The organism is Niveispirillum sp. KHB5.9 (assembly GCF_048066115.1).
Lineage (GTDB): Bacteria > Pseudomonadota > Alphaproteobacteria > Azospirillales > Azospirillaceae > Niveispirillum.
Genome location: NZ_JBLTYX010000009.1, coordinates 117044 through 137304, shown reverse-complemented (window position 1 = coordinate 137304; position 20261 = coordinate 117044). Strand labels below are relative to the sequence as shown.

The following is a 20261-nucleotide window of genomic DNA, read 5'->3' as shown; positions in this document are numbered from 1 at the left end:
AGAACAATAAACTCCGGACGCTTGTGAACTGACATGGCCGAACTGCTGATCGAACTGTTCATGGAAGAAATCCCGGCGCGGATGCAGGTCCGTGCGGCGGATGATTTCAAGCGTCTGGTGACGGACAAGCTGTCGGCCGCGGGTATCGGTTTCGACCGGGCCGAAGCCCATTCCACCCCCCGCCGTCTGGCCCTGGTGGTTGACGGTCTGCCCACGGCCCAGGCCGATGTGCGCGAGGAGAAGAAGGGCCCGCGCGTCGGTTCGCCCGAGCAGGCACTGGCCGGGTTCCTGAAATCCGCCGGCCTGTCCAGTATCGATCAGGCCGAACAGCGCGACACCGGCAAGGGCGTGTTCTATTTCGCGGTGATCGAGAAGAAGGGTGGCGCCACCGTCGACGCCCTGCCCGGCATCATCGACGCCGCGATCAAGGAACTGCCCTGGCCCAAGTCCATGCGCTGGGGCAGCAATGATTTCCGCTGGGTCCGCCCGCTGCAATCGATCATCGCCCTGTTCGACGGGGTGGTGGTGCAGGGTTCGCTGGATCTGGGTGCCGGCTTCGTTCCCTATGGTGGCGAGACGCAGGGCCATCGCTTCCTGTCGCCCGGCCCGATCGCCGTCACCGGCTTTGCCGATTACAAGGAAAAGCTGCTGAAGGCCCATGTCGTCCTGGACCGGGAGTTCCGCAAGCGCCTGATCCTGACGGGTGCGGAACGGGCGGCCACGGATGAGGGTTTCGTTCTGAAGGATGATCCGGGTCTGCTGGAAGAGGTGGCGGGGCTGGTCGAATGGCCGGTCGTGCTCACCGGGGCCATCGACGGCAAGTTCATGGACGTGCCGGCGGAGGTGCTGACCACCTCGATGCGCACGCATCAGCGCTATTTCGCGTTGGAAACGGCGGCGGGCAAGCTGGCGCCGCGCTTCGTGGTTGTGGCCAACCGCACGACCACCGATGGCGGCAAGGCGGTCATCGCCGGTAACGAGCGCGTGCTACGCGCCCGCCTGTCGGATGCCAAGTTCTTCTGGGACCAGGATCTGAAGGTGAAGCTGGAGGCCCGTCTGCCGGGCCTGAAGGACATCACCTTCCATGCCAAGTTGGGCACGCTGCATGCGCGCGTGGAACGGATGGCTTCCCTGTCCAAGGCCATTGCCCAGGCGCTGGGCTACAGCGCGTCGGAGACGGAGCAGGCGGAGATCGCCGCCTGGTTGTCCAAGTCCGACCTGACCACGGGCGTGGTGGGCGAGTTCCCCGAGGTTCAGGGCATCATGGGCCGCTATGTCGCCTATCACGAGGGCCAGCCGGCCGCCGTGGCGGAGGCGATCGCCGACCATTACAAGCCGCTGGGTCCCGGGGACCGGGTGCCGACCGACAAGGTGTCGGTGGCCGTGGCCCTGGCCGAGAAGATCGACACGTTGGTGGCGTTCTTTGGCATCGACGAGAAGCCGACCGGTTCCCGCGACCCGTTCGCCTTGCGCCGCGCTGCGCTGGGTGTGATCCGGTTGATTGTGGAGAACGGGCTGCGGGTGAAGCTTTCAAAGCTCCTAAAAGAAGCATATCTCTCAGCAGCTTATGTTCTATCTTTAGATGGATTGGTTGTCTCACACGAGCCAGTGCCTTCTGGGGTAAACAGCAGCTACTCAGCTTTGGATTTTGCGAAGTTGGAAAGACTGCATGATTTCGCGGTCACTTTGACTAATCCGCCGCCAGGACATACGTATCAGTTTTCAGCATTGAACCAAGTAACTGCCGACCTCCTCTCCTTCTTCAACGACCGTCTGAAGGTCTCCCTGAAGGAGAAGGGCGTCCGTCACGACCTGATCGACGCCATCCTGGCGCTGGGTGGGGAGGATGATTTCGTTCGCCTGCTGGCCCGCGTCGATGCGCTGTCGGGCTTCCTTGCCACCGATGACGGCACGAACCTGCTGGCCGCCTCCAAGCGCGCCAGCAATATCCTGCGCATCGAGGAGAAGAAGGACGGCCCGCATGATGGTGCGGTCGATGCCGGCCTGCTGAGCCAGGATGAGGAAAAGGCCCTGGCCGATGCGCTGGTCGCGGCGCACAAGCAGGCGGCACCGCTGATTGAGGCGGAGGATTTCACCGGCGCTATGGCGGCCTTCGCGGCGTTGCGGGCACCGGTCGATGCCTTCTTCGACAAGGTCACGGTGAATGCGCCCGACGCGCCGGTCCGCGCCAACCGCCTGCGCCTGTTGAGCCAGATCCGCGGGACGCTGAACCTGATCGCCGATTTCTCGAAGATCGAAGGCTGATCCATGAACCACCCCTGTTGCACCCCCCGCCCCGTTCGGCGGGCGCGGTGCGGCGGGGGAGGTAGTGGAATTACGCTATCCTTGCTGCGGTGCGGTAGTTTGGTAGTGGCGGCGGGTGCTGCCCCCAAGCGCCGCACCGTTTTCATTCGCACAGCACCCGTAGGTCAGGTCGAGCCGCAGGCGAGCCCTGACAGCGATAGCGCATGGCCTGTTCTGTCAGGGCTCGGCTGGCGCCTCGACCTGACCTACGGCGCTCGCCGTTTACAGAAATCCCCCCATCGGGCCGAAAACACGGCCCGTCACTGGAGCAACACGCCCATGCCGCGTGTTGTTCATGCTGCATCGCACCACCACCAGACCAACCCCCTCAATAAACGGGACCAAGATCATGACGAAGTGGGTCTACAGCTTCGGTGAAGGCAAGGCCGAAGGCCGCGCGGAGATGAAGAACCTCCTGGGCGGCAAGGGCGCCAATCTGGCGGAGATGAGCAATCTCGGCCTGCCGGTGCCCCCTGGCTTTACGGTCACGACGGAGGTCTGCACCTACTTTTATGCCAATGGCCGCCAGTATCCGGACACGCTGCGCACCGAGGTGGGTGCGGCACTGGCCGAGATCGAGCGGATCGTGGGCATGAAGTTCGGCGATGCGGAGAACCCGCTGCTGGTTTCCGTGCGTTCCGGTGCCCGCGCGTCGATGCCGGGCATGATGGACACGGTGCTGAACCTGGGCCTGAACGACGTGACGGTGGCGGGTCTGGCCCGCCGGTCGGGCGATGCCCGCTTCGCCTATGACAGCTATCGCCGCTTCATCCAGATGTTCGGCAATGTCGTGCTGGATGTCGATCACCATCATTTCGAGGAAGTGCTGGAGGATCACAAGCGCGACCATGGCCTGAACCTGGATACCGAGCTGACGGCCGAAGACTGGCAGGCGGTGATCAAGGGGTATAAGGACGTCGTGCAGGAAGAGCTGGGCAAGCCCTTCCCGCAGGACCCGCAGGAACAGCTGTGGGGCGCCATCGGTGCCGTGTTCGGGTCCTGGATGAATGCCCGCGCCATCACCTATCGCAAGCTGCATGACATCCCGGCCGAATGGGGCACGGCGGTGAACATCCAGGCCATGGTGTTCGGCAATATGGGCGAGGATTGCGCCACGGGCGTGGCCTTCACCCGCAACCCGTCCACGGGTGAGGACGCGTTCTACGGCGAATACCTGATCAACGCCCAGGGCGAAGATGTGGTGGCCGGCATCCGCACGCCGCAGCACCTGACCATCGCCGGCAAGATCGCCAATGGTTCCGACCTGCCGGCCATGGAAGAGAGCATGCCGGAAGTGTTCAACCAGCTGAACGCGGTGCGCCTGAAGCTGGAGCGGCATTATCGCGACATGCAGGACATCGAGTTCACGGTGCAGCAGTCCAAGCTGTATATGCTGCAGACCCGGTCGGGCAAGCGCACGGCCCCGGCCGCACTCAAGATCGCCGTGGACATGGTGCGCGAAGGTTTGATCACGCAGAAGGAAGGCATTCTGCGCATCGAGCCGAAGTCGCTGGACCAGCTGCTGCACCCCACACTGGACCCCAAGGCCGCCAAGCAGATCATCGCCAAGGGCCTGCCGGCCAGCCCCGGTGCCGCCAGCGGCAAGGTGGTGTTCACGGCCGAGGAGGCCGAGAAGCAGGCCGGTCTGGGCGAGAATGTCATCCTGTGCCGGGTGGAGACCAGCCCGGAGGATATCCACGGCATGCACGCCGCCAAGGGCATCCTGACCACGCGTGGCGGCATGACCAGCCACGCGGCGGTGGTGGCCCGCGGCATGGGCCGGTCCTGCGTGGCCGGTGCCGGTGAACTGCGCATTGATTACAAGCACGGCACCATCACCGTCCGCAATGTCGAGGTGCGGGCCGGCGACATCATCACCATCGATGGATCGACGGGTGAGGTGATGCTGGGCGAGGTGCCGACCATCCAGCCGGAACTGTCGGGCGATTTCGCGGAGCTGATGGGCTGGGCCGATGCCCATCGCCGCATGAAGGTGCGCACCAACGCCGAAACCCCGCTGGACGCCCGCACGGCGCGCAAGTTCGGGGCGGAGGGCATCGGCCTGTGCCGGACGGAGCACATGTTCTTCGATGCCGACCGCATCATCGCGGTGCGCGAGATGATCCTGGCCGATACCGAGGCCGGCCGCCGGGTGGCCCTGGCCAAGATCGCGCCGATGCAGCGCAAGGACTTCACCGAGCTGTTCAAGATCATGAAGGGCCTGCCCGTCACGATCCGCCTGCTGGACCCGCCGCTGCACGAATTCCTGCCGAACTCGGAAGCGGAGATGGCGGAAGTGGCCAAGGCCGCCGGGACCGACCTGGGCAAGGTGCAGCACCGTTCGGTGCAGCTGCACGAGGCCAACCCGATGCTGGGTCATCGCGGTTGCCGCCTGGGCATCTCGTATCCGGAAATCTATGAGATGCAGGCCCGCTCGATCTTCGAGGCCGCCGTCGAGGTGTTCAAGGAGACGGGCGAGACGGTGACGCCGGAGATCATGATCCCGCTGGTCGGCACCAAGAAGGAACTGGACATCCTGAAGGCGGTGATCGACCGCGTGGCGGGCGAAGTGGCCGCGTCGTCGGGCCAGAAGGTGGATTATCTGGTCGGCACGATGATCGAGCTGCCGCGTGCGGCCCTGCAGGCGGGCAAGATCGCCGAGACCGCCGGGTTCTTCAGCTTCGGCACCAACGACCTGACCCAGACCACGTTCGGCATCAGCCGCGACGATGCCGGCGCCTTCCTGCCCGACTATCAGCGGGCCGGCATCCTGGAGCATGACCCGTTCGTGACGCTCGATACCGAAGGCGTGGGCGAACTGGTGCAGATCGCCGCCGAGCGTGGCCGCAAGACCCGGCCCGACATCAAGCTGGGCATCTGCGGCGAGCATGGCGGCGACCCGTCATCGGTCTATTTCTGCGAGAAGGTCGGGCTGGATTACGTCTCCTGCTCCCCCTACCGCGTGCCGATCGCCCGCCTGGCAGCCGCACAAGCCGCCATCGAGGGCGAAAAGCGGGCCAGCGAGGCGTGAGGCTGGTTTGGTTCTGAGTGAGTGAGGAGGGGGAGAGGCCGGTTGTTCCTCCCCCTCTTTTTTTGAGCCTTGTGGGTGCCGCTGCCTCTACCGTCACCCTGGGGGAAGCCGGGGCCCAGGGGCCAAGTGCCCGACCTTTCCGCTATGTAGATCGACGTGGCGTAGAGGTTTGATCCTGTGGCCCCTTGGTCCCGGCGTTCGCCGGGATTACGGGGGGCAGTTGGAATCGTGGCAGCCTTCAACCGTTTCACCGCCTCGGTGTCGATGCGGGGGCGCCATCAAAGGTGCGCAGGTCTTCCGGCCTGGGGAGGCTTTTCGGAGCGTCCCCGGCAAGCCCATACAGCTCAACGCCGCTTAGTATTCCTCCGCTCGCAAAGATGAATGCTCCTGCGAGAGTGGACTCATCGCCGACCAGATAATCGCCAAGGATATGGACGCCGGGGGGAGCAGGCGGTAAACCGCCAATTTTGAAGTCGAAGCTCGCACAACCACATTGGCAACGCCAATCAGTCGCTTCGGCAACCGCCAATTGCTCAATGTAGCCACAGGCCTCAGCGGTCCCGTTTTCCAGCATCCATCGCGCCAGTCGCATTTCGTCTTCTGTAAGCGGGCGAGTTTGCATACTGGTTCCGAGCATCCAGCCAAGAAGCGTATCACACCGACAGATACCGTGCCGAATGCAGGTCCAGCGGGTTGTCGACCCAGCCTTTCAGCTTCGGCGACACCAGCCGCCGGCTGGATTGGCGCATCACCGGGATCATCGGCATGTCTGCCATGGCGATCTTTTCCGCCACCGCCAGCTTTTCCTGGAAGGTCTCCAGCGTCAAAGCCTGATCGACCTCGTCCATGGCCTTGTCGAAGGTTGGGTTGATATAGCCGGGACCGACCGTGTTCGCGCGTGAGCGCAGCAGGTTCAGGTACTCCGTCACCAACCCGACCGCCCAGGTGATGCGCACGATATCAGGATAGGTGTGTTCCTTCATCCGGCTGACCACGATCTTGAATTCCTGGTTTGACAGGATGGTCTTCACGCCCAATGTCTGCTGCCACATGGCGGCCACGGCCACCGCCACCTGCCTGTTCAACTCGTTGGTATTGTAGAGCAGTTCCAGCGATAGCGGCTTGTCCGGCCCGTATCCCGCATTGGCGAACAGGGCCTTGGCCTTGGCGATGCGTTCGGCGGCGGGCAGGTCGGCCCAATCAGGTTTGGGCGGGGTATAGCCGGCCAAGCCTTCCGGTGTCATGGCGAAGGCCGGCAGCTCGCCGCCCTTGGTGATCTTTTCCACGATCACCTTGCGGTCGATGGCCATGGAGAGCGCCACGGCCAGGTCGGGATTGTCCTTCCACGGCGCCTTGGTCAGGTTGGGGATCAGGAAGAAGGTGCTGGCGCGGTAGGCCAGACGCAGACTATCGGCCAGATTGGCGCGGGCCCAATCCAGCTGCGTCGGCGGCACCTCCTTGGTGGCCAGCAATTCACCGGCGCGGAAGCGCTTCAGTTCGGTCTGCAAATCCTCGGTGACGTGGTAGTTCGCGCCGGCGACCGCGACGGATTTGGCATCGTGGAAATGCGGGTTGGCGGTCAGGGCGTAATGGCTCTGCGGTACGGCGGCGGCAAGCTGGAACGGACCGTTGCTGACCAGCTTGCCGGGCTGCACGAAGGCATCGCCATGCCGGGCGATGGAGGGGCGGTGCAGGGGGGAGAGCACCCAATAGGCGGTATAGACGGTGAGGTCGGGCTTGGGATGTTCCAGGATGACCTTTAGGGTGCGGTCATCCAATGCCTCCACGCCCAGGCTTTCCGGCGCCTTGCCTTGCTGCAATATGGGCAGGGCGTTCTTGATCGGAGCCACCCATTCCGGCAGGCCCAGCAGGGTGGTGGGCGTCACGGCCCGGCGCCAGGCGAAGACGAAATCGGCCGCCGTCACGGCGCTGCCGTCCGACCATTTGGCGTCGCTGCGCAGATGGAAGGTCCAGGTCAGGCCGTCCGCACTGGTTTCCCAACGCTCCGCCACGCCGGGCACGATGGCGCCGTCGGCGGCGAAGGTGGTCAGCCCTTCCCACAATTCGATGAACAATTGGCCGGCGACGATGGTGGTGGAACGGTGCGGGTCGAGTGTATCCACCTCCGGTCCCAGGCCGATATCCGGCACGGGCTTGCCTTGGGCCATGGTCGTGGGAAGGGGCAGAAGGGGGAGGGCGGCACCGGCCGCCAGGACACCGCGCCGTGTAATTCCACGCATGATCAAGGACTTGATCCTTCTCATTTCCGAAGCCGCGAAGACTGGCCCCTTGTGGCGCCGCTGTCGAGCCTCTATAGCAGGCACCTTATCGAAATCCCGCCAAGGTGACGCCCTTGGCCCGCCATAAAGCCGGGTGATGATCAGGGTCATGGTCGGGATCATCCGACCCCATTCCAAGGAGCGGCGTCGCGGAGAAGAACGGGCGCCGATATGGTGATGAAGCGCTGGAAGGCCGCCCTGGCCGCGATGCTGGTGATGGGCAGTGCCGGTGCCGCCCATGCGGGATCGGTGACGCTTTTTTCGGAAACCCATTTCCGGGGCGATCGCATCACCATTCGCGACGATATCAACCATCTGGACAAACTGCCGCCCTGGGACGACCGGGCCCGGTCGCTGGTGGTGAATTCCGGCACCTGGGAGATTTGCAAGGACAAGAAGTACGACCATTGCCGCACCCTGACCGCCGGTGCCCGCGTGTCCGATGTCGCGGAGGTGAAGAATTTGCGCGGTGGCATCACCTCGTTGCGCGAGATCGGTCGGGATGACCGGGATCGTGGCCGCGACCGCGACAGGGATCAGTGGGGCTGGAACCCAGGTCCGCCGCCGCCCCCGCAGCGTTATGATGACGGCATCGTCTGGAATGGCGGTGGCGGCGGCAGTTCCTACGGCTATGACCAGCGCGTGACGGATCGGCCGCAGAATAGTTGCCAGAGCCAGGTGGAGCGCGCCTTCATCGACCGTTACGGCTATCGCGGCCGCAGCCGCTTTGCCGGGGACAGCGTGGAAGGCACGATCTGGTGGGAGAACGAGCCCTGGCAATATCGCTGCGCCGGTGGCCGCACCAATATCTGGCGGTGATCCGTCCCGTTTCGTTGCCGGTGCCGTCCTCTCTCTTGTAGGGTGGCGCCGGATTGACGAATGGGACCCCGTATCATGACGCTCCGCCCCCGCCGTTCCGCGCTCTACATGCCCGGCGCCAATGCCCGCGCGCTGGACAAGGCCCGCACCCTGGCGGCCGATGTCCTGATCCTGGATCTGGAGGATGCGGTCGCGCCCGACGCCAAGGAACAGGCCCGCGCCCAGGTGATGCAGGCCGTGCATGAGGGTGGCTATGGCAGCCGGGAACTGGTGATCCGCGTCAATGGCCTGGACACGCCTTGGGGCCATGCCGACCTGACGGCCGCCGCCCTTTCCGGGGCCGACGGGGTGCTGATCTGCAAGGTGGACAGTGCGGAGGGGGTGCGGCAGGCCGACCGGGTGCTGCGCGCCGCCGGCGCGCCGGACAGCCTGCGCCTGTGGGTGATGATGGAAACGCCGCGCGCCATGCTGGCGGCCGGCGACATTGCCGGGGCCAGCCCGCGCCTGGAATGCCTGGTGATGGGCACGTCCGACCTGACCAAGGATCTGAACGCCATGGCCACGCGCGACCGGCTGCCCATGGTGACCAGCCTGGGCCTGTGCATGCTGGCCGCCCGTGCCTATGGGCTGACGGCCTTGGACGGGGTGCATGTCGATCTGGACGATGCCGATGGGCTGGCGGCGTCGTGCCGGCAGGGCCGCGAGCTGGGTTTCGACGGCAAGACCCTGATCCATCCCAAGCAGTTGGATGCCGCCAACGCGGCCTTTGCGCCGTCGGTGGAAGAGGTCGCCCGCGCCCGGCGCATCATCGCCGCCCATGCCGAGGCGGTGGCGGCGGGCAAGGGCATCACCCTGGTCGATGGCAAGCTGATCGAGGCGCTGCATGTGGAGACAGCGCGGCGGGTGGTGGCGCTGGCGGAGGTGGTGGGCGTGGGGTGACATCACCTCCTGTCGTCATCCCGGCGTTCGCCGGGATGACGGGAAAAAGAGGTTGGAGTGGGCTTACCCCTCCAGCTCCTCCCGCAACGCTTCCAGCTCCAGCCAGCGTTCTTCCGCCGCCGACAGGTCGGCTTGCGCCTTGGACAGGTCCTCGGTGGCCTTGGCGAAGCCCTTGGGGTCCTTGGTGTAGAAGGCGGCGTCGCCCATCTTGGCGTTCAGCTGGGCGATCTTCTTTTCCAGCGCTTCCATCTTGCCCGGCAGCTCTTCCAGCTCCCGGTTCTCCTTGAAGGAGAGCTTCTTCTTGGCCTTCGGCGCGGCGGCCGCCGCGACCGGGGCGGCGGCTTTCGCTGCCGTCTTGGCTTCGGGCTCGGCTTCCTTGCGCTGGATCAGGTAATCGCTGTAGCCGCCGGGATATTCCGACACGTCGCCATCGCCTTCGACCGCGATGGTGCTGGTCACCAGCCGGTCTAGGAAGTCGCGGTCGTGGCTGACCAGCAAAAGCGTGCCGTCATAATCGGCCAGCACTTCCTCCAGCAGGTCCAGCGTGTCGATGTCCAGATCGTTGGTCGGCTCGTCCAGCACCATCAGGTTGCTGGGCTGGGCGAACAGCTTGGCCAGCAGCAGGCGGTTGCGCTCACCACCCGACAAGGCCCGCACCGGCTGGTCCATCATCGACGGATCGAACAGGAAATCCTTCAGATAGCTGGAAATATGGCGCGGCTTGCCACCGACCCAGATACTGTCCCCGCCCTCGGGCAGCAGCACCTGGCGCAGCGTGTCGTTGGGGTTCAGCTGGGCCCGGCGCTGGTCGAAGATGATGGTCTGCAAATTGGTGCCCAGGCGGATGGTGCCGCTGTCCGGGGGCAGTTCGCCCATCAGCATCTTCAGGATGGTGGATTTGCCGGCACCGTTGGGGCCGATCAGCCCGACCTTGTCACCGCGCAGGATGCGGGTGGAGAAACCCTGGCAGATGATCCGTTCACCGGCATCGCCCTGGAAGCTCTTGGAGATATTCTCGGCTTCGGCCACCAGCTTGCCCGACGCATCGCCCTCGGCCACGGCGAAATTCACCTGGCGGGACTTGATGCGGTCGGTGCGTTCCTGGCGCATGTCCTGCAAACGGCGGACGCGGCCCATGTTACGGGTGCGGCGGCCGGAAATGCCACCCTCCCACATCCATTTCAGCTCCGCCGTGATCTTGCGGTCCAGCTTGTGGAAATTCGCCTCCTCCTCTTTGAACACCTCGTCGCGCCAGGCCTCGAATTCGTTGAAGGGGCGATCGGTGGTGCGCAGGACGCCGCGATCCAGCCAGAGGATGCGCTTGGACAGGTTCTGCAGGAACGCGCGGTCGTGGGAGATCAGCAGCAGGGCGCCGCGGAACTGCTGAAGCTCCTTTTCCAGCCAGAGGATGGTGGGGATGTCCAGATGGTTGGTCGGCTCGTCCAGCAGCAGCACATCAGGTTCGTCGACCAGGGCGCGGGCCAGGGCCGCACGGCGGGATTCACCGCCCGAGAGCGTGGTGCAGGCGCGGTCGCCGGGCAGGTCGAGCGCCTCCAGCACCGCGTCCACCCGATACTGCATCGGGTCCGCCTGTCCGCCGGCGACGAAATCGGCGACGGTGGGGAATCCTGAAAAATCCGGCTCCTGTGCCAGATAGGCGACACGCGCGCCGGGCTGCACAAAGCGCTCGCCCTTGTCGATGTCGATCTCGCCGGCCAGGCATTTCATCAAGGTCGACTTGCCCGACCCGTTGCGGCCGACCAGGGCGATCTTCTCCCCCCGCGCCACGGAGACGTCGATCCCCTCGAACAGGGTGGTCGAGCCCAGATGCACGGAAGCACCGGCCAGGGCGACGAGGGCGGGGTTGTTGGGAGCCATGGAAGAATTTGTCCGGTTGGGATGAAATTGCCGTAGGTCAGGTCGAGGGGCGGAGCCCCGAGCCCTGACATTCATGGGCACCGTCGCTTGTCAGGGCTCGCCTGGGGCTCGACCTGACCTACGGCACGAATATGGGAAGCTCAGTTCCCCTTGCCCACCTGCAAGGACCGCACAAAATCGGCCAGGCCGACCTGGCGGCGGCGTTTCAGGCGTTCGGCCTTCAGGATGACCTCCACGGCGGCCACCGATTCCTGAACATCATGGTTCACGATGACATAGTCATATTCCGACCAATGGCTCATCTCGTCATTGGCCTTGGACATGCGATGGGCGATGACCTCCGCGCTGTCCTGGGCGCGGGTGGTCAGGCGGCGTTCCAGCTCCGCCGCACTGGGTGGCAGGATGAAGACGCGGACCAGATCGGTGCCCGCACTGTCGGACAGCTGCTGCGTGCCCTGCCAGTCGATGTCGAACAGCACGTCGCGCCCGGCGCGCATCGCGTCCTCCACCGGCCCGCGCGGCGTGCCGTAGCGGTTGCCGAAGACATGGGCATGTTCCAGCAGCTCCTTGCGCTGCACCCGCGCCTCGAACTCCGTATGATCCACGAAATAGTAATGCGTGCCTTCGATCTCGCCGGGGCGCATGGCGCGGGTGGTCAGCGACACCGACATGGACAGGTCGGCATCGCGGCTCAGCAATTCGCGCGAGATGGTGGATTTGCCGGCACCCGAGGGGGAGGAGAGGACCAGCATCAGGCCGCGGCGATGGATCATGGACATGGGGTGTGACTGCCAGGGAAGAAGGGGTTGGGAAGGGGAGGGGCGATCCGCCCCGGTCATTCGATATTCTGGACCTGTTCGCGGAACTGTTCGATCACGGCCTTCAGGTCCATGCCGATGCGGGTCAGTTCAACGTCGGCGGATTTGGAACAGATGGTGTTGGCCTCGCGGTTGAACTCCTGGCACAGGAAATCCAGCCGGCGCCCGACCGCCCCGCCCTCGCGCAGCATGGAACGCGCCTGGGAGATATGCGCGCGCAGACGGTCCAGTTCCTCCCGCACATCGGCCTTGGTGATCAGCAAGGCGGCTTCCTGGGCCAGCCGTTCCTCCGCCACCGGCGGCACGGCATCCAGCAGGGCCGTGATCTGGGCGCGCAGCTTGTTGCGCAGCGCCTCTGGCTGGAGGGCGGAGGTGGCGGCCACGCCCTGGGTCAGGCGCTCGATCTGGGCCAGGTGATCCAGCAGCACGGCGGCCAGGTGCGCCCCCTCGCTGGTGCGGGACGCCACCAGCCGGTCGATGGCGGTGGCCACGGTGGCGGCCACCGCCTGTTCCAGGGCCACGCGATCCTCTTCCGTCTCACGCGGTTCGGCGCTGTCGATGACGCCGCGCACGGACAGCAGCGTGTCGATGGCGGGCGGCGGTGCGTCGGGTCCGCCGATCTCCCGCGCCAGTTCCAGCACCTGGGCCAGCAGCTCGCGGTTGATGCGGAGCGCGCCGGTATTGTCGGCGCGGGTCAGGTTGATGGCGACATTGACATTGCCGCGGGTCAGGCGGGCCTCAACAGCCGTGCGGATGGCGGGTTCGACCCCGTCCAGCCCGGCCGGCAGGCGGCAGCGCAGGTCGCGCCCCTTGCCATTGACGCTGCGCGCCTCCACCACCCATTGCGCGCGGTCATTGGCCCCGTCGGCGCGGGCGAAGCCGGTCATGGAGATGACGGCACCCTTTGGCTGGGCGGCGGTCTTGCGGGCGGATGGATTTTGCGTCACATCAGGCTCGATCATTGGGGCCAAAGGGCGGTTTATATCGCTCCGCCGGCCCGGCAACAAGGTTTCCACCGGACAGGGCCTCATCATGCGTGACCCGCGCGGCATATTCATCACGGGCGCCTCCAGCGGTATCGGGGAGGCGCTGGCGATATCCTATGCCGCCACGGGCGTGCGGCTGCTGCTGACGGGGCGGGATGCGGGCCGGCTGGCCGATGTCGCGGGCCGCTGCCACGCCAAGGGGGCCGATGTGGTGACCACCCTGATCGACGTCACCGACCGCGAGGCGCTGGCCGGCTGGATCGGGGCGCGGGATGGGGAGGTGCCCATCGATCTGGTCATCGCCAATGCCGGCATCTCCGCCGGTACCGGCGGCGGGATCGAGACGGAGGAACAGGCCCGCGCCATCTTCGCCACCAATCTGGACGGGGTGCTGAATTCCATCCACCCGCTGATCCCGGCCATGGTGGCGCGGAAAAAGGGCCAGATCGCCCTGATGTCGTCGCTGGCCAGTTTCCGGGGGATGGCGGGTGCGGCAGCCTATTGCGGATCGAAGGCGGCGGTGCGCGTCTATGGGGAGGCGCTGCGCGGCGACCTGTCCCGCCATGGGGTGAATGTCAGCGTCATCTGCCCCGGATTCGTGACCAGCCGCATGACGGCGGTCAACAAATTCCCCATGCCGTTCCTGATGGATGCCGACAGGGCGGCCCGGATCGTCCGGGAAGGACTGGCGGCGGGCAGGGGACGGGTGGCGTTTCCGTTCCCCACATATGCCGTGTCCTGGCTGCTGGGCGTGCTGCCGCCGGGGCTGGTCGATGCGCTGCTGGCCAGGGCGCCCCGGAAGGGGTGAGGGATCGTAGGTCGGGGCGCAGGCGAGCCCTGACCTGCGGATCAACGTACCCGCGACAGGGCCAACTGTGCCTTCGATGCCTGCACGGTCAGCGCGTCCAGGGCCACGGGCAGGGTGGCGGGGCGCAGGGCGGTGGGGTAGGCCTTCAGCAACAGGTCGATGGCCGCCTTCACCTCGGCCGGCAGGGTGACACCGGCCTTGACCAAAGCCTCGGACCGGACCTTGGCGGTGATGGCGAAGCCGTAGCCGTCCAGATAGGGCTCGAACGCCGTATTGGTGCTGGCGGAACGGTATTGCCTTGCGGCGCGGTCGATCATGCCGGCCAGCAGCTTGGCCTGCACCTCCTTGGGTGTGGCACTGCTTTTCGGGGCCTTGGCTGCGGTGGCGTCCAGGGCGGTCAGCACGGCCTTGGTCGCCTTCTCCACCTCGGCGGCAGGGGCGTTGGCCAGGGCCAGTTCCGACGCCTTGGCCATCTCGTCCTGGAAGGGCTTGGCGCCGTGGGCGGTGAAGACCGGTTCCAGATCGACATAGATCTCGGAAATGGGATGGGCGAACATCTCGCCCGCCGCCTGGTGCTTGCCTGCCTTATAGGCGGCGAGGCCGGCATGGTAGTGTGCTGCCGTCACGTCCAGGGCGGAGATATAGGCGACCGGGTCCTTGGCGGCATCCTCCGCCGACACCCCGCCTTCACCACCCTCTCCGCCTTCGCCCCCTTCACCGCCCTCGCCACCCTGGGCGATCTGCAGGGGAATGGCGCCCGGCTGGTCCCACGCCACGGTCTCCGTCATCGCGGCGCTGCCGGCCAGGACGGACAGGCCGACGCCGACCCAGAGACGGGTTTGAAGCTTGATCATGGACCCAGGGCTCCCATGCATGAAAATATGGTGATGCGGGCGGCGACCGTGCCATGATGGCTGCCAAATTGCAAGTCATTCGCAATTGGAACCATTCATCCGATCCACGGGAGTTTCGGCAAATGATCCTGCCTGTCGCCAATGTGCTGAGCCCTGACGAAGTGGCGTCGATGGTGGAGCGGCTGGGCGGGGCCCGGTTCCAGCCGGGATTGGCCACCGCCGGCTGGCATGCGCGGCTGGTGAAGGATAATGAGCAGCTGCGGGCCGACGATCCGGCCCATGGCGACCTGCGCGCCATGGTGGAGGCGGCGGTGCGCCGCCACCCGGTGGTGGCCATGGCGACACGGCCGCGGCGCTTCGGCCCCATCCTGTTCGCCCGTGCGGCGGGTGGGCAGAATTACGGCAGCCATGTCGATGACGCCCTGATGGGTGGCGTGCGCACCGATGTGTCCTTCACCCTGTTCCTGGCGGAACCCGATACCTATGAGGGCGGGGAGCTGGTGATGGAGACGTCGGCCGGGGATGTGGCGTTCAAGCTGCCGGCGGGGGCGGGGCTGTTCTACCCCTCCACCACCCTGCACCGGGTGACGCCGGTCACTTCCGGCCAGCGGCTGGTGGCGGTAGGGTGGATCCGGTCCTTCATCCGCGACGCGTCCGAACGCGAAATGCTGTTCGATCTGGATACGGCGCGGCAGGGGATATTCAACCGCGATGGCAAGGTGGCCGAGTTCGACCTGCTTTCCAAATGCTTGTCCAACCTGGTCCGCAAATGGGCGGAGGATTGAGGCGGGCAGGGGAATAAGGGACGGGCACGAAGCCGCTTGTCATTGCCGCCCTTTCGCGGCAATGTCCGCGGCATTTTTCCAATCGCGGCAAGGGCCGCGACAATTTGAAGGAAAGGCCGGGGTGACACCGGCCGCCCCCTCTGGAGCCTGCAAGCTGTGAAAGCCATCATCCTGAGCGCCGGCCAGGGCAAGCGTCTGATGCCCCTGACGGAAGACCGGCCGAAATGCCTGATCGACCTGTCGGGCCGTTCCCTGCTGGAATGGCAGATCCGGGGTCTGGCCGCCGCCGGCGTGACGGAGGCCGTGGTGGTCACCGGCTTCCGTGCCGACCGGGTGGAAGAGGCGCTGGCCGGGATGAACGTGCCGGGCATCACCACGCGCACTCTTTATAATCCCTTCTATGCGCTGGCCGACAATACGGCCAGCTGCTGGGTGGCACGGGCGGAGATGAACGGCGCCTTCCTGATCCTGAACGGCGACACCCTGTTCGAGCCGGAGATCGCCAGGCGCCTGCTGACCCGGGCGACGGCGCCGATCACCGTGACCATCGATGCCAAGGACGGGTACGACGCCGACGACATGAAGGTGCGCACCGACGCCGACGGCAAGCTTCAGCAGATCGGCAAGACCCTGCCGCTGGAGATCGTGAACGGGGAGAGCATCGGCTTCCTGCGCTTCACCGCCGAGGGCGGGCGCCGCTTCGCCGAGGAAGTGGAGCGCACGCTGCGCACGCCGGAAGGCCTGCGCCGCTGGTACCTGTCGGTCATCGACACCATCGCCAAGGCCGATGGCAGCGTCGGCACCGTCTCCATCCAGGGGCTGGAATGGGGCGAGATGGATTTCCCCGACGATGTGTCCAGCAACCGGGCGCTGACGGCCGGCTGGATCGAGAAGGGGATCGGCTGACATAGCAACAGCAGGCAAGCCTTACCTGTTGTTGTCGGCGGCGACTGCCGCCGCGCGGCACGTGCCGCGAAAGCCAAGCCAACGGATGTTGGCGCCGGCGATTGAGGAACAAGAAAATCCCAATCCTTCATGGCAACAGTATGATTGGATCGCGGAACCTTTAATTGATCCGTGTCAATGCGTGTTCCCCGTGTCGGGGTCAGGATGCAGCATCCATTGACCATTGACCGGATCAAACGCCATGCCGAACAGCATCTGCCGCTTCCGCGCCGAAGACGCCATCGCCCTGAACCTGATGGACCTGGCCAATATCATCGCCCACCAGTGCGAGGACATGCTGGCCGATGCCGGCCTGACCGCCCCGCAATGGACCGTGCTGATGAATGTCGCCGGCGACGCCAATTTCCAGGACGGTGCCCGCAATCATGACGGCATCTTTTCCTCGGAGATCGCGGCCGCCCGCGGCCTGTCGCGCCCGCATATCTCCGCCACCGTGACGGAGCTGATTCGCAAGGGGCTGATCAGCCAGCAGGACGACCCGCAGGACCGCCGCCGCAAGCTGCTGCGCGTCACGCCGGAAGGGCTGGAAGTGCTGCGCCGCCTGCAGCCGCGCCGCCAGGGGATCAACGACCAGCTGCTGCGCGACCTGACGCAAGATCAGCGCCAGCGCATGCTGGATCTGCTGGTCACCGTGCGCCGTCGCGCCCGCGGCATCGCCGACAGTGCCGCCGCCCCCTTGCGCATCGCCGGTTGATCCCCAGATAGGAGCCATGTCCGACGTGAAGGGCCGGGCTGGGTTGCGCCAGTGCATATTGCGACGCAACACGGACTGCCTATTTATACATCGCAAGTGCGAAAGAAAGCGGCGTCTCTTTCCCGGTCTCCACCAAGGGGTTAGCGCCGTCGCCACAAATTCGCCCTTATCGGTCGGTCATTTGTAGCTCGCTTTCACTACCAATGCGCGGGGTCGTCATGGCTTTGGATGTACATCCTCTGGTCGATGGTCTGTCGGTCTCGCCGCAGGTGACGGAACAGGATATCCGCGACGCGCACATCGCTGGTTTCCGGACCATCATCAACAACCGTCCCGACGGGGAGGAGCCAGGACAGCTCCCCTCCGCCGAGGCGGCGCGTATCGCCCGCGACCTGGGCCTCACCTATATCTATATGCCGGCGACGGGGCCGACGCTGGACGCCCTGTCGGTTGATTTCGGTCGCGCCCTGGCCACCGTTCCAGGGCCCGTCCTGGCACATTGCCGATCCGGCACGCGCTGCACGATTCTGTGGGCGCTCGCAGAAGCGAAAGCCGGGACGCTGGACGGCGACGCAATATTGCGCACGGCAGCTTCCGCCGGTTACGATCTGTCCGCGCACGCCCCTCTTATCGCCCGTTACACACAATCGCGGTCAGAATAGTGGGGGAATCCCGCTTTAGGGCATTGTGTTGACCGCATCGCTGTGAGAGTGTCGCTTCCGGTTTCGGCCCTGGGGCCGATTGGTGGAGGCGACGCACGAATGATGCGCGGAAGGGCCTGTGGGCTCCTCGCACTTTTGTTCTTGGTCATGACGGTCCAGGGCGGCTTGCTGCTCCGGGGCGACCGTTCTGCTTCCGTCAACCTTCCCCTGCTGCCGACCCTGAATTTCCTGACCGGGCAAGCGCTGCCCGCCAGCCAGACACCCGATCGCGGTGTCGAGATGGCGGCCACCATGTCGCGCCCCGTCGGCCATGGCAAACGCGACCGGGAAGCCGGCGGCGACGATCCTGTCAGCCTGCCCACCCTGCTCGTTGTCGCCATCGCCCTGTTCTACGCGCTGCCCCTGCGTGGCAGCGACGTGGCCCGCGCCCTTCGCATCGGCTTGACGCCGGAAGGGCGCCATCGGGAGGCCGGGCGTTGCCCGACCGGCCCGCCGGCTTTCGCCGGATAAACCTGGCGGTTGGGCACGGCCAGGTTCGCCTGTCTAATCCGCTTTTGCCCAATCCCACAATGGCTTCGGCCGTCGCCCCGAGAGGGGTCAGGCCCAAGTCTTCGCCTCCGAACGCCGATGTCCCCGGCATGCTCCTGTTCCAGTTTGGAAAAGGGGTGCCGCCGGGGCCCGGCCCATGGCACGCGGCGAGTGGCTGTCACCAAAAAAAGCCGGCTTTAACCAAGACCGGCGGGTGTCACGCCCTTTAATGTGTGCTATGGCGGAAACCCCATCCCCCTGTGGATCGAGTGACCGACCGATGTCCAACCTGTCGCAATCGTCTTATCGGCGGCAAGAGCCGCAGAGTTCAGGACGGTTGGTTGGCGTCGCGGTAGTTGTTCTCCTGCATGTCGGGGTGATTTACGCGTTGATGTCCGGCTTGGCTCGGACAGTGGTCCAAGTGATCGCTGATCCGATCCAGGCGGAAATCGTCGAGGAAATCACCCCGCCGCCCGAGGATACGCCGCCGCCGCCGCCGCCGCCCAAGTTCGAAACGCCGCCGCCGCCGTACATTCCGCCGCCCGAGGTTGTGATCGCCAATCCTCCGCCGGTGCAGTCCGCCATCTCGACGGCAACGTCCGAACGGCCGCCGACGGTCCAGCCGCCGCCGCGTCAGGTGGCGGCAGCCCCGCCGGCCCCGCCGACGGGTGGCAAGATCGATGGCAAGAGCATCGGGAAAAACCGGCCCGAATATCCGGCTCAGTCGATCCGCCTTGAAGAAGCCGGTACGACCGTCATGCGCTTGTTCTGCAACGCCGACGGCCGCATCACCGATGGAACGATCGAGAAGTCGAGCGGTTTTGAGCGCCTTGATGGTGCTTGGATGAAGGAAGCCAAGCGTGGCCGGTGGAGGTGCGAACCGCCGACCGTCGATGGCAAGCCCCAGGGCGCCTGGATCCCGAGTATGGTCCCGCTCACCTTCCGCCTTGAAGATGCGCGCTGATCATCATCGCATCGACTCTTAATCGAAACACGTAAGTCTGAAAGCAGAGCTACGATGAACAAGCTGTTCACCCTGGCGGGCATCAGCCGCCTCGCCGCCGCCGCCGCCGTTGCCGCCACGCTGTCGGCCCCGGTCTTCGCCCAGTCCACGACCCCGGCCGAGCCGGCCCCGGCCGCCACGACCCCGGCCCCGGAAGCGACCACCGCTCCGGCTCCGGAAGCGGCCACCGCCGCCGAGGCCCCGGCCGCCGACGCCCATGCCGAAGCGCCCGTGAACCCGTACGGCCTGCAGGCCATCGTGTCCCACGGTGACTTCGTGGCCAAGAGCACCCTGGTGCTCATGATCATCATGTCGGCCGGCACCTGGTACATCCTGATCGTCAAGCTGATCGAGCAGTCGCGTCTGATGGCCCAGGCCACGGCTGCCGAGAAGAACTTCTGGACGGCCGGCTCGGTCGCCGAGGGCGCCACCCGCCTGAAGGAAACCTCGGCTTTCCGCGGCATCGTGGAAGACGGCCTGCGCGCCGCCGAGCATCATGACGGCGCCCTGACCGACCATATCGACCTGCACGAGTGGGTGACGATGTCCCTGCAGCGTTCGGTCGACGGCGTGAACGCCCGTCTGCAGGGCGGCCTGGCCTTCCTGGCTTCGGTGGGTTCGACCGCTCCCTTCATCGGTCTGTTCGGTACGGTGTGGGGCATTCTGAACGCGCTGGTGAATATCGGTCTGTCCGGTCAGGCCTCGATCGACAAGGTCGCCGGTCCCGTCGGTGAAGCACTGATCATGACCGCCATCGGTCTGATCGTCGCCGTGCCCGCCGTGCTGGCCTATAACTGGCTGACCCGTCGCAACAAGCTGGTAATGGACCGTCTGCGCAACTTCTCCTCCGATCTGCATGCCCTGCTGATCGCTGGCCAGAAGGCCAAGACCGCTCGGAGCGCCTAAT

At 65.6% G+C, this 20261-nt stretch carries 17 protein-coding genes; 12 read left to right on the top strand and 5 right to left on the bottom strand.

What is annotated here, in order from left to right:
* The first annotated feature begins 33 nt into the window (after positions 1–33).
* Both glyS and ppdK read left to right on the top strand, forming a co-directional pair.
* Positions 34–2265, top strand: coding sequence for a glycine--tRNA ligase subunit beta (glyS, locus tag ACM9HJ_RS16465; RefSeq protein WP_416572838.1), 2232 nt, complete (start codon positions 34–36; stop codon positions 2263–2265).
* A 388-nt stretch (positions 2266–2653) separates the two neighbouring features.
* On the top strand, positions 2654–5335 hold the full coding sequence (gene ppdK / locus ACM9HJ_RS16460) for a pyruvate, phosphate dikinase (RefSeq protein WP_416572837.1): 2682 nt from the start codon (positions 2654–2656) through the stop codon (positions 5333–5335).
* 653 nt (positions 5336–5988) lie between these two features.
* Here the strand turns inward: ppdK and ACM9HJ_RS16455 are convergent.
* Entirely contained in the window at positions 5989–7575 is a 1587-nt protein-coding gene (locus tag ACM9HJ_RS16455) for a peptide ABC transporter substrate-binding protein (RefSeq protein ID WP_416572836.1), read from the bottom strand.
* Positions 7576–7791: 216 nt separating this feature from the next.
* Here ACM9HJ_RS16455 and ACM9HJ_RS16450 point away from each other — a divergent pair, with 216 nt between their 5' ends.
* Positions 7792–8433: a beta/gamma crystallin-related protein gene (locus ACM9HJ_RS16450; protein ID WP_416572835.1), complete on the top strand. Its 642-nt coding sequence runs from the start codon at positions 7792–7794 to the stop codon at positions 8431–8433.
* Between the two features lie 75 nt (positions 8434–8508).
* Positions 8509–9372, top strand: coding sequence for an HpcH/HpaI aldolase/citrate lyase family protein (locus ACM9HJ_RS16445; protein ID WP_416572834.1), 864 nt, complete (start codon positions 8509–8511; stop codon positions 9370–9372).
* 63 nt (positions 9373–9435) lie between these two features.
* Here ACM9HJ_RS16445 and ACM9HJ_RS16440 read toward each other — a convergent pair whose 3' ends face one another.
* The 3 genes from ACM9HJ_RS16440 to ACM9HJ_RS16430 form a co-directional block, all read right to left on the bottom strand.
* Complete coding sequence (locus ACM9HJ_RS16440; RefSeq protein WP_416572833.1) at positions 9436–11250, bottom strand: ABC-F family ATP-binding cassette domain-containing protein; 1815 nt, start codon at positions 11248–11250, stop codon at positions 9436–9438.
* Between the two features lie 140 nt (positions 11251–11390).
* Entirely contained in the window at positions 11391–12029 is a 639-nt protein-coding gene (gene gmk, locus ACM9HJ_RS16435) for a guanylate kinase (RefSeq protein WP_416572832.1), read from the bottom strand.
* Positions 12030–12085: 56 nt separating this feature from the next.
* Positions 12086–13030 carry a YicC/YloC family endoribonuclease gene (locus ACM9HJ_RS16430; protein WP_416572831.1) on the bottom strand — a complete coding sequence of 315 codons (945 nt, stop codon included), beginning with the start codon at positions 13028–13030 and terminating at the stop codon, positions 12086–12088.
* 70 nt (positions 13031–13100) lie between these two features.
* Between ACM9HJ_RS16430 and ACM9HJ_RS16425 the strand changes: the two genes are divergently transcribed.
* Complete coding sequence (locus ACM9HJ_RS16425; protein ID WP_416572830.1) at positions 13101–13862, top strand: SDR family NAD(P)-dependent oxidoreductase; 762 nt, start codon at positions 13101–13103, stop codon at positions 13860–13862.
* 41 nt (positions 13863–13903) lie between these two features.
* Here ACM9HJ_RS16425 and ACM9HJ_RS16420 read toward each other — a convergent pair whose 3' ends face one another.
* Positions 13904–14716 (bottom strand): hypothetical protein, encoded by an 813-nt coding sequence (locus tag ACM9HJ_RS16420; RefSeq protein WP_416572829.1) that lies wholly within the window; start codon positions 14714–14716, stop codon positions 13904–13906.
* Positions 14717–14838: 122 nt separating this feature from the next.
* Between ACM9HJ_RS16420 and ACM9HJ_RS16415 the strand changes: the two genes are divergently transcribed.
* The 7 genes from ACM9HJ_RS16415 to ACM9HJ_RS16385 all read left to right on the top strand — a co-directional run bounded on the left by ACM9HJ_RS16415 (position 14839) and on the right by ACM9HJ_RS16385 (position 20260).
* Entirely contained in the window at positions 14839–15501 is a 663-nt protein-coding gene (locus ACM9HJ_RS16415; RefSeq protein ID WP_416572828.1) for a Fe2+-dependent dioxygenase, read from the top strand.
* Between the two features lie 156 nt (positions 15502–15657).
* Positions 15658–16407 (top strand): NTP transferase domain-containing protein, encoded by a 750-nt coding sequence (locus tag ACM9HJ_RS16410; protein WP_416572827.1) that lies wholly within the window; start codon positions 15658–15660, stop codon positions 16405–16407.
* Between the two features lie 241 nt (positions 16408–16648).
* The gene (locus ACM9HJ_RS16405; RefSeq protein WP_416572826.1) at positions 16649–17161 is read left to right on the top strand and encodes a MarR family winged helix-turn-helix transcriptional regulator; all 513 of its coding nucleotides are present in this window, start codon (positions 16649–16651) and stop codon (positions 17159–17161) included.
* A gap of 218 nt (positions 17162–17379) precedes the next feature.
* Positions 17380–17823, top strand: a complete 444-nt coding sequence (locus tag ACM9HJ_RS16400; protein WP_416572825.1) for a TIGR01244 family sulfur transferase — start codon at positions 17380–17382, stop codon at positions 17821–17823.
* A gap of 147 nt (positions 17824–17970) precedes the next feature.
* Complete coding sequence (locus ACM9HJ_RS16395) at positions 17971–18333, top strand: hypothetical protein (RefSeq protein ID WP_416572824.1); 363 nt, start codon at positions 17971–17973, stop codon at positions 18331–18333.
* A gap of 298 nt (positions 18334–18631) precedes the next feature.
* The gene (locus ACM9HJ_RS16390) at positions 18632–19315 is read left to right on the top strand and encodes an energy transducer TonB (RefSeq protein ID WP_416572823.1); all 684 of its coding nucleotides are present in this window, start codon (positions 18632–18634) and stop codon (positions 19313–19315) included.
* A 54-nt stretch (positions 19316–19369) separates the two neighbouring features.
* Positions 19370–20260 (top strand): MotA/TolQ/ExbB proton channel family protein, encoded by an 891-nt coding sequence (locus ACM9HJ_RS16385; protein WP_416572822.1) that lies wholly within the window; start codon positions 19370–19372, stop codon positions 20258–20260.
* Position 20261: the final 1 nt, after the last annotated feature.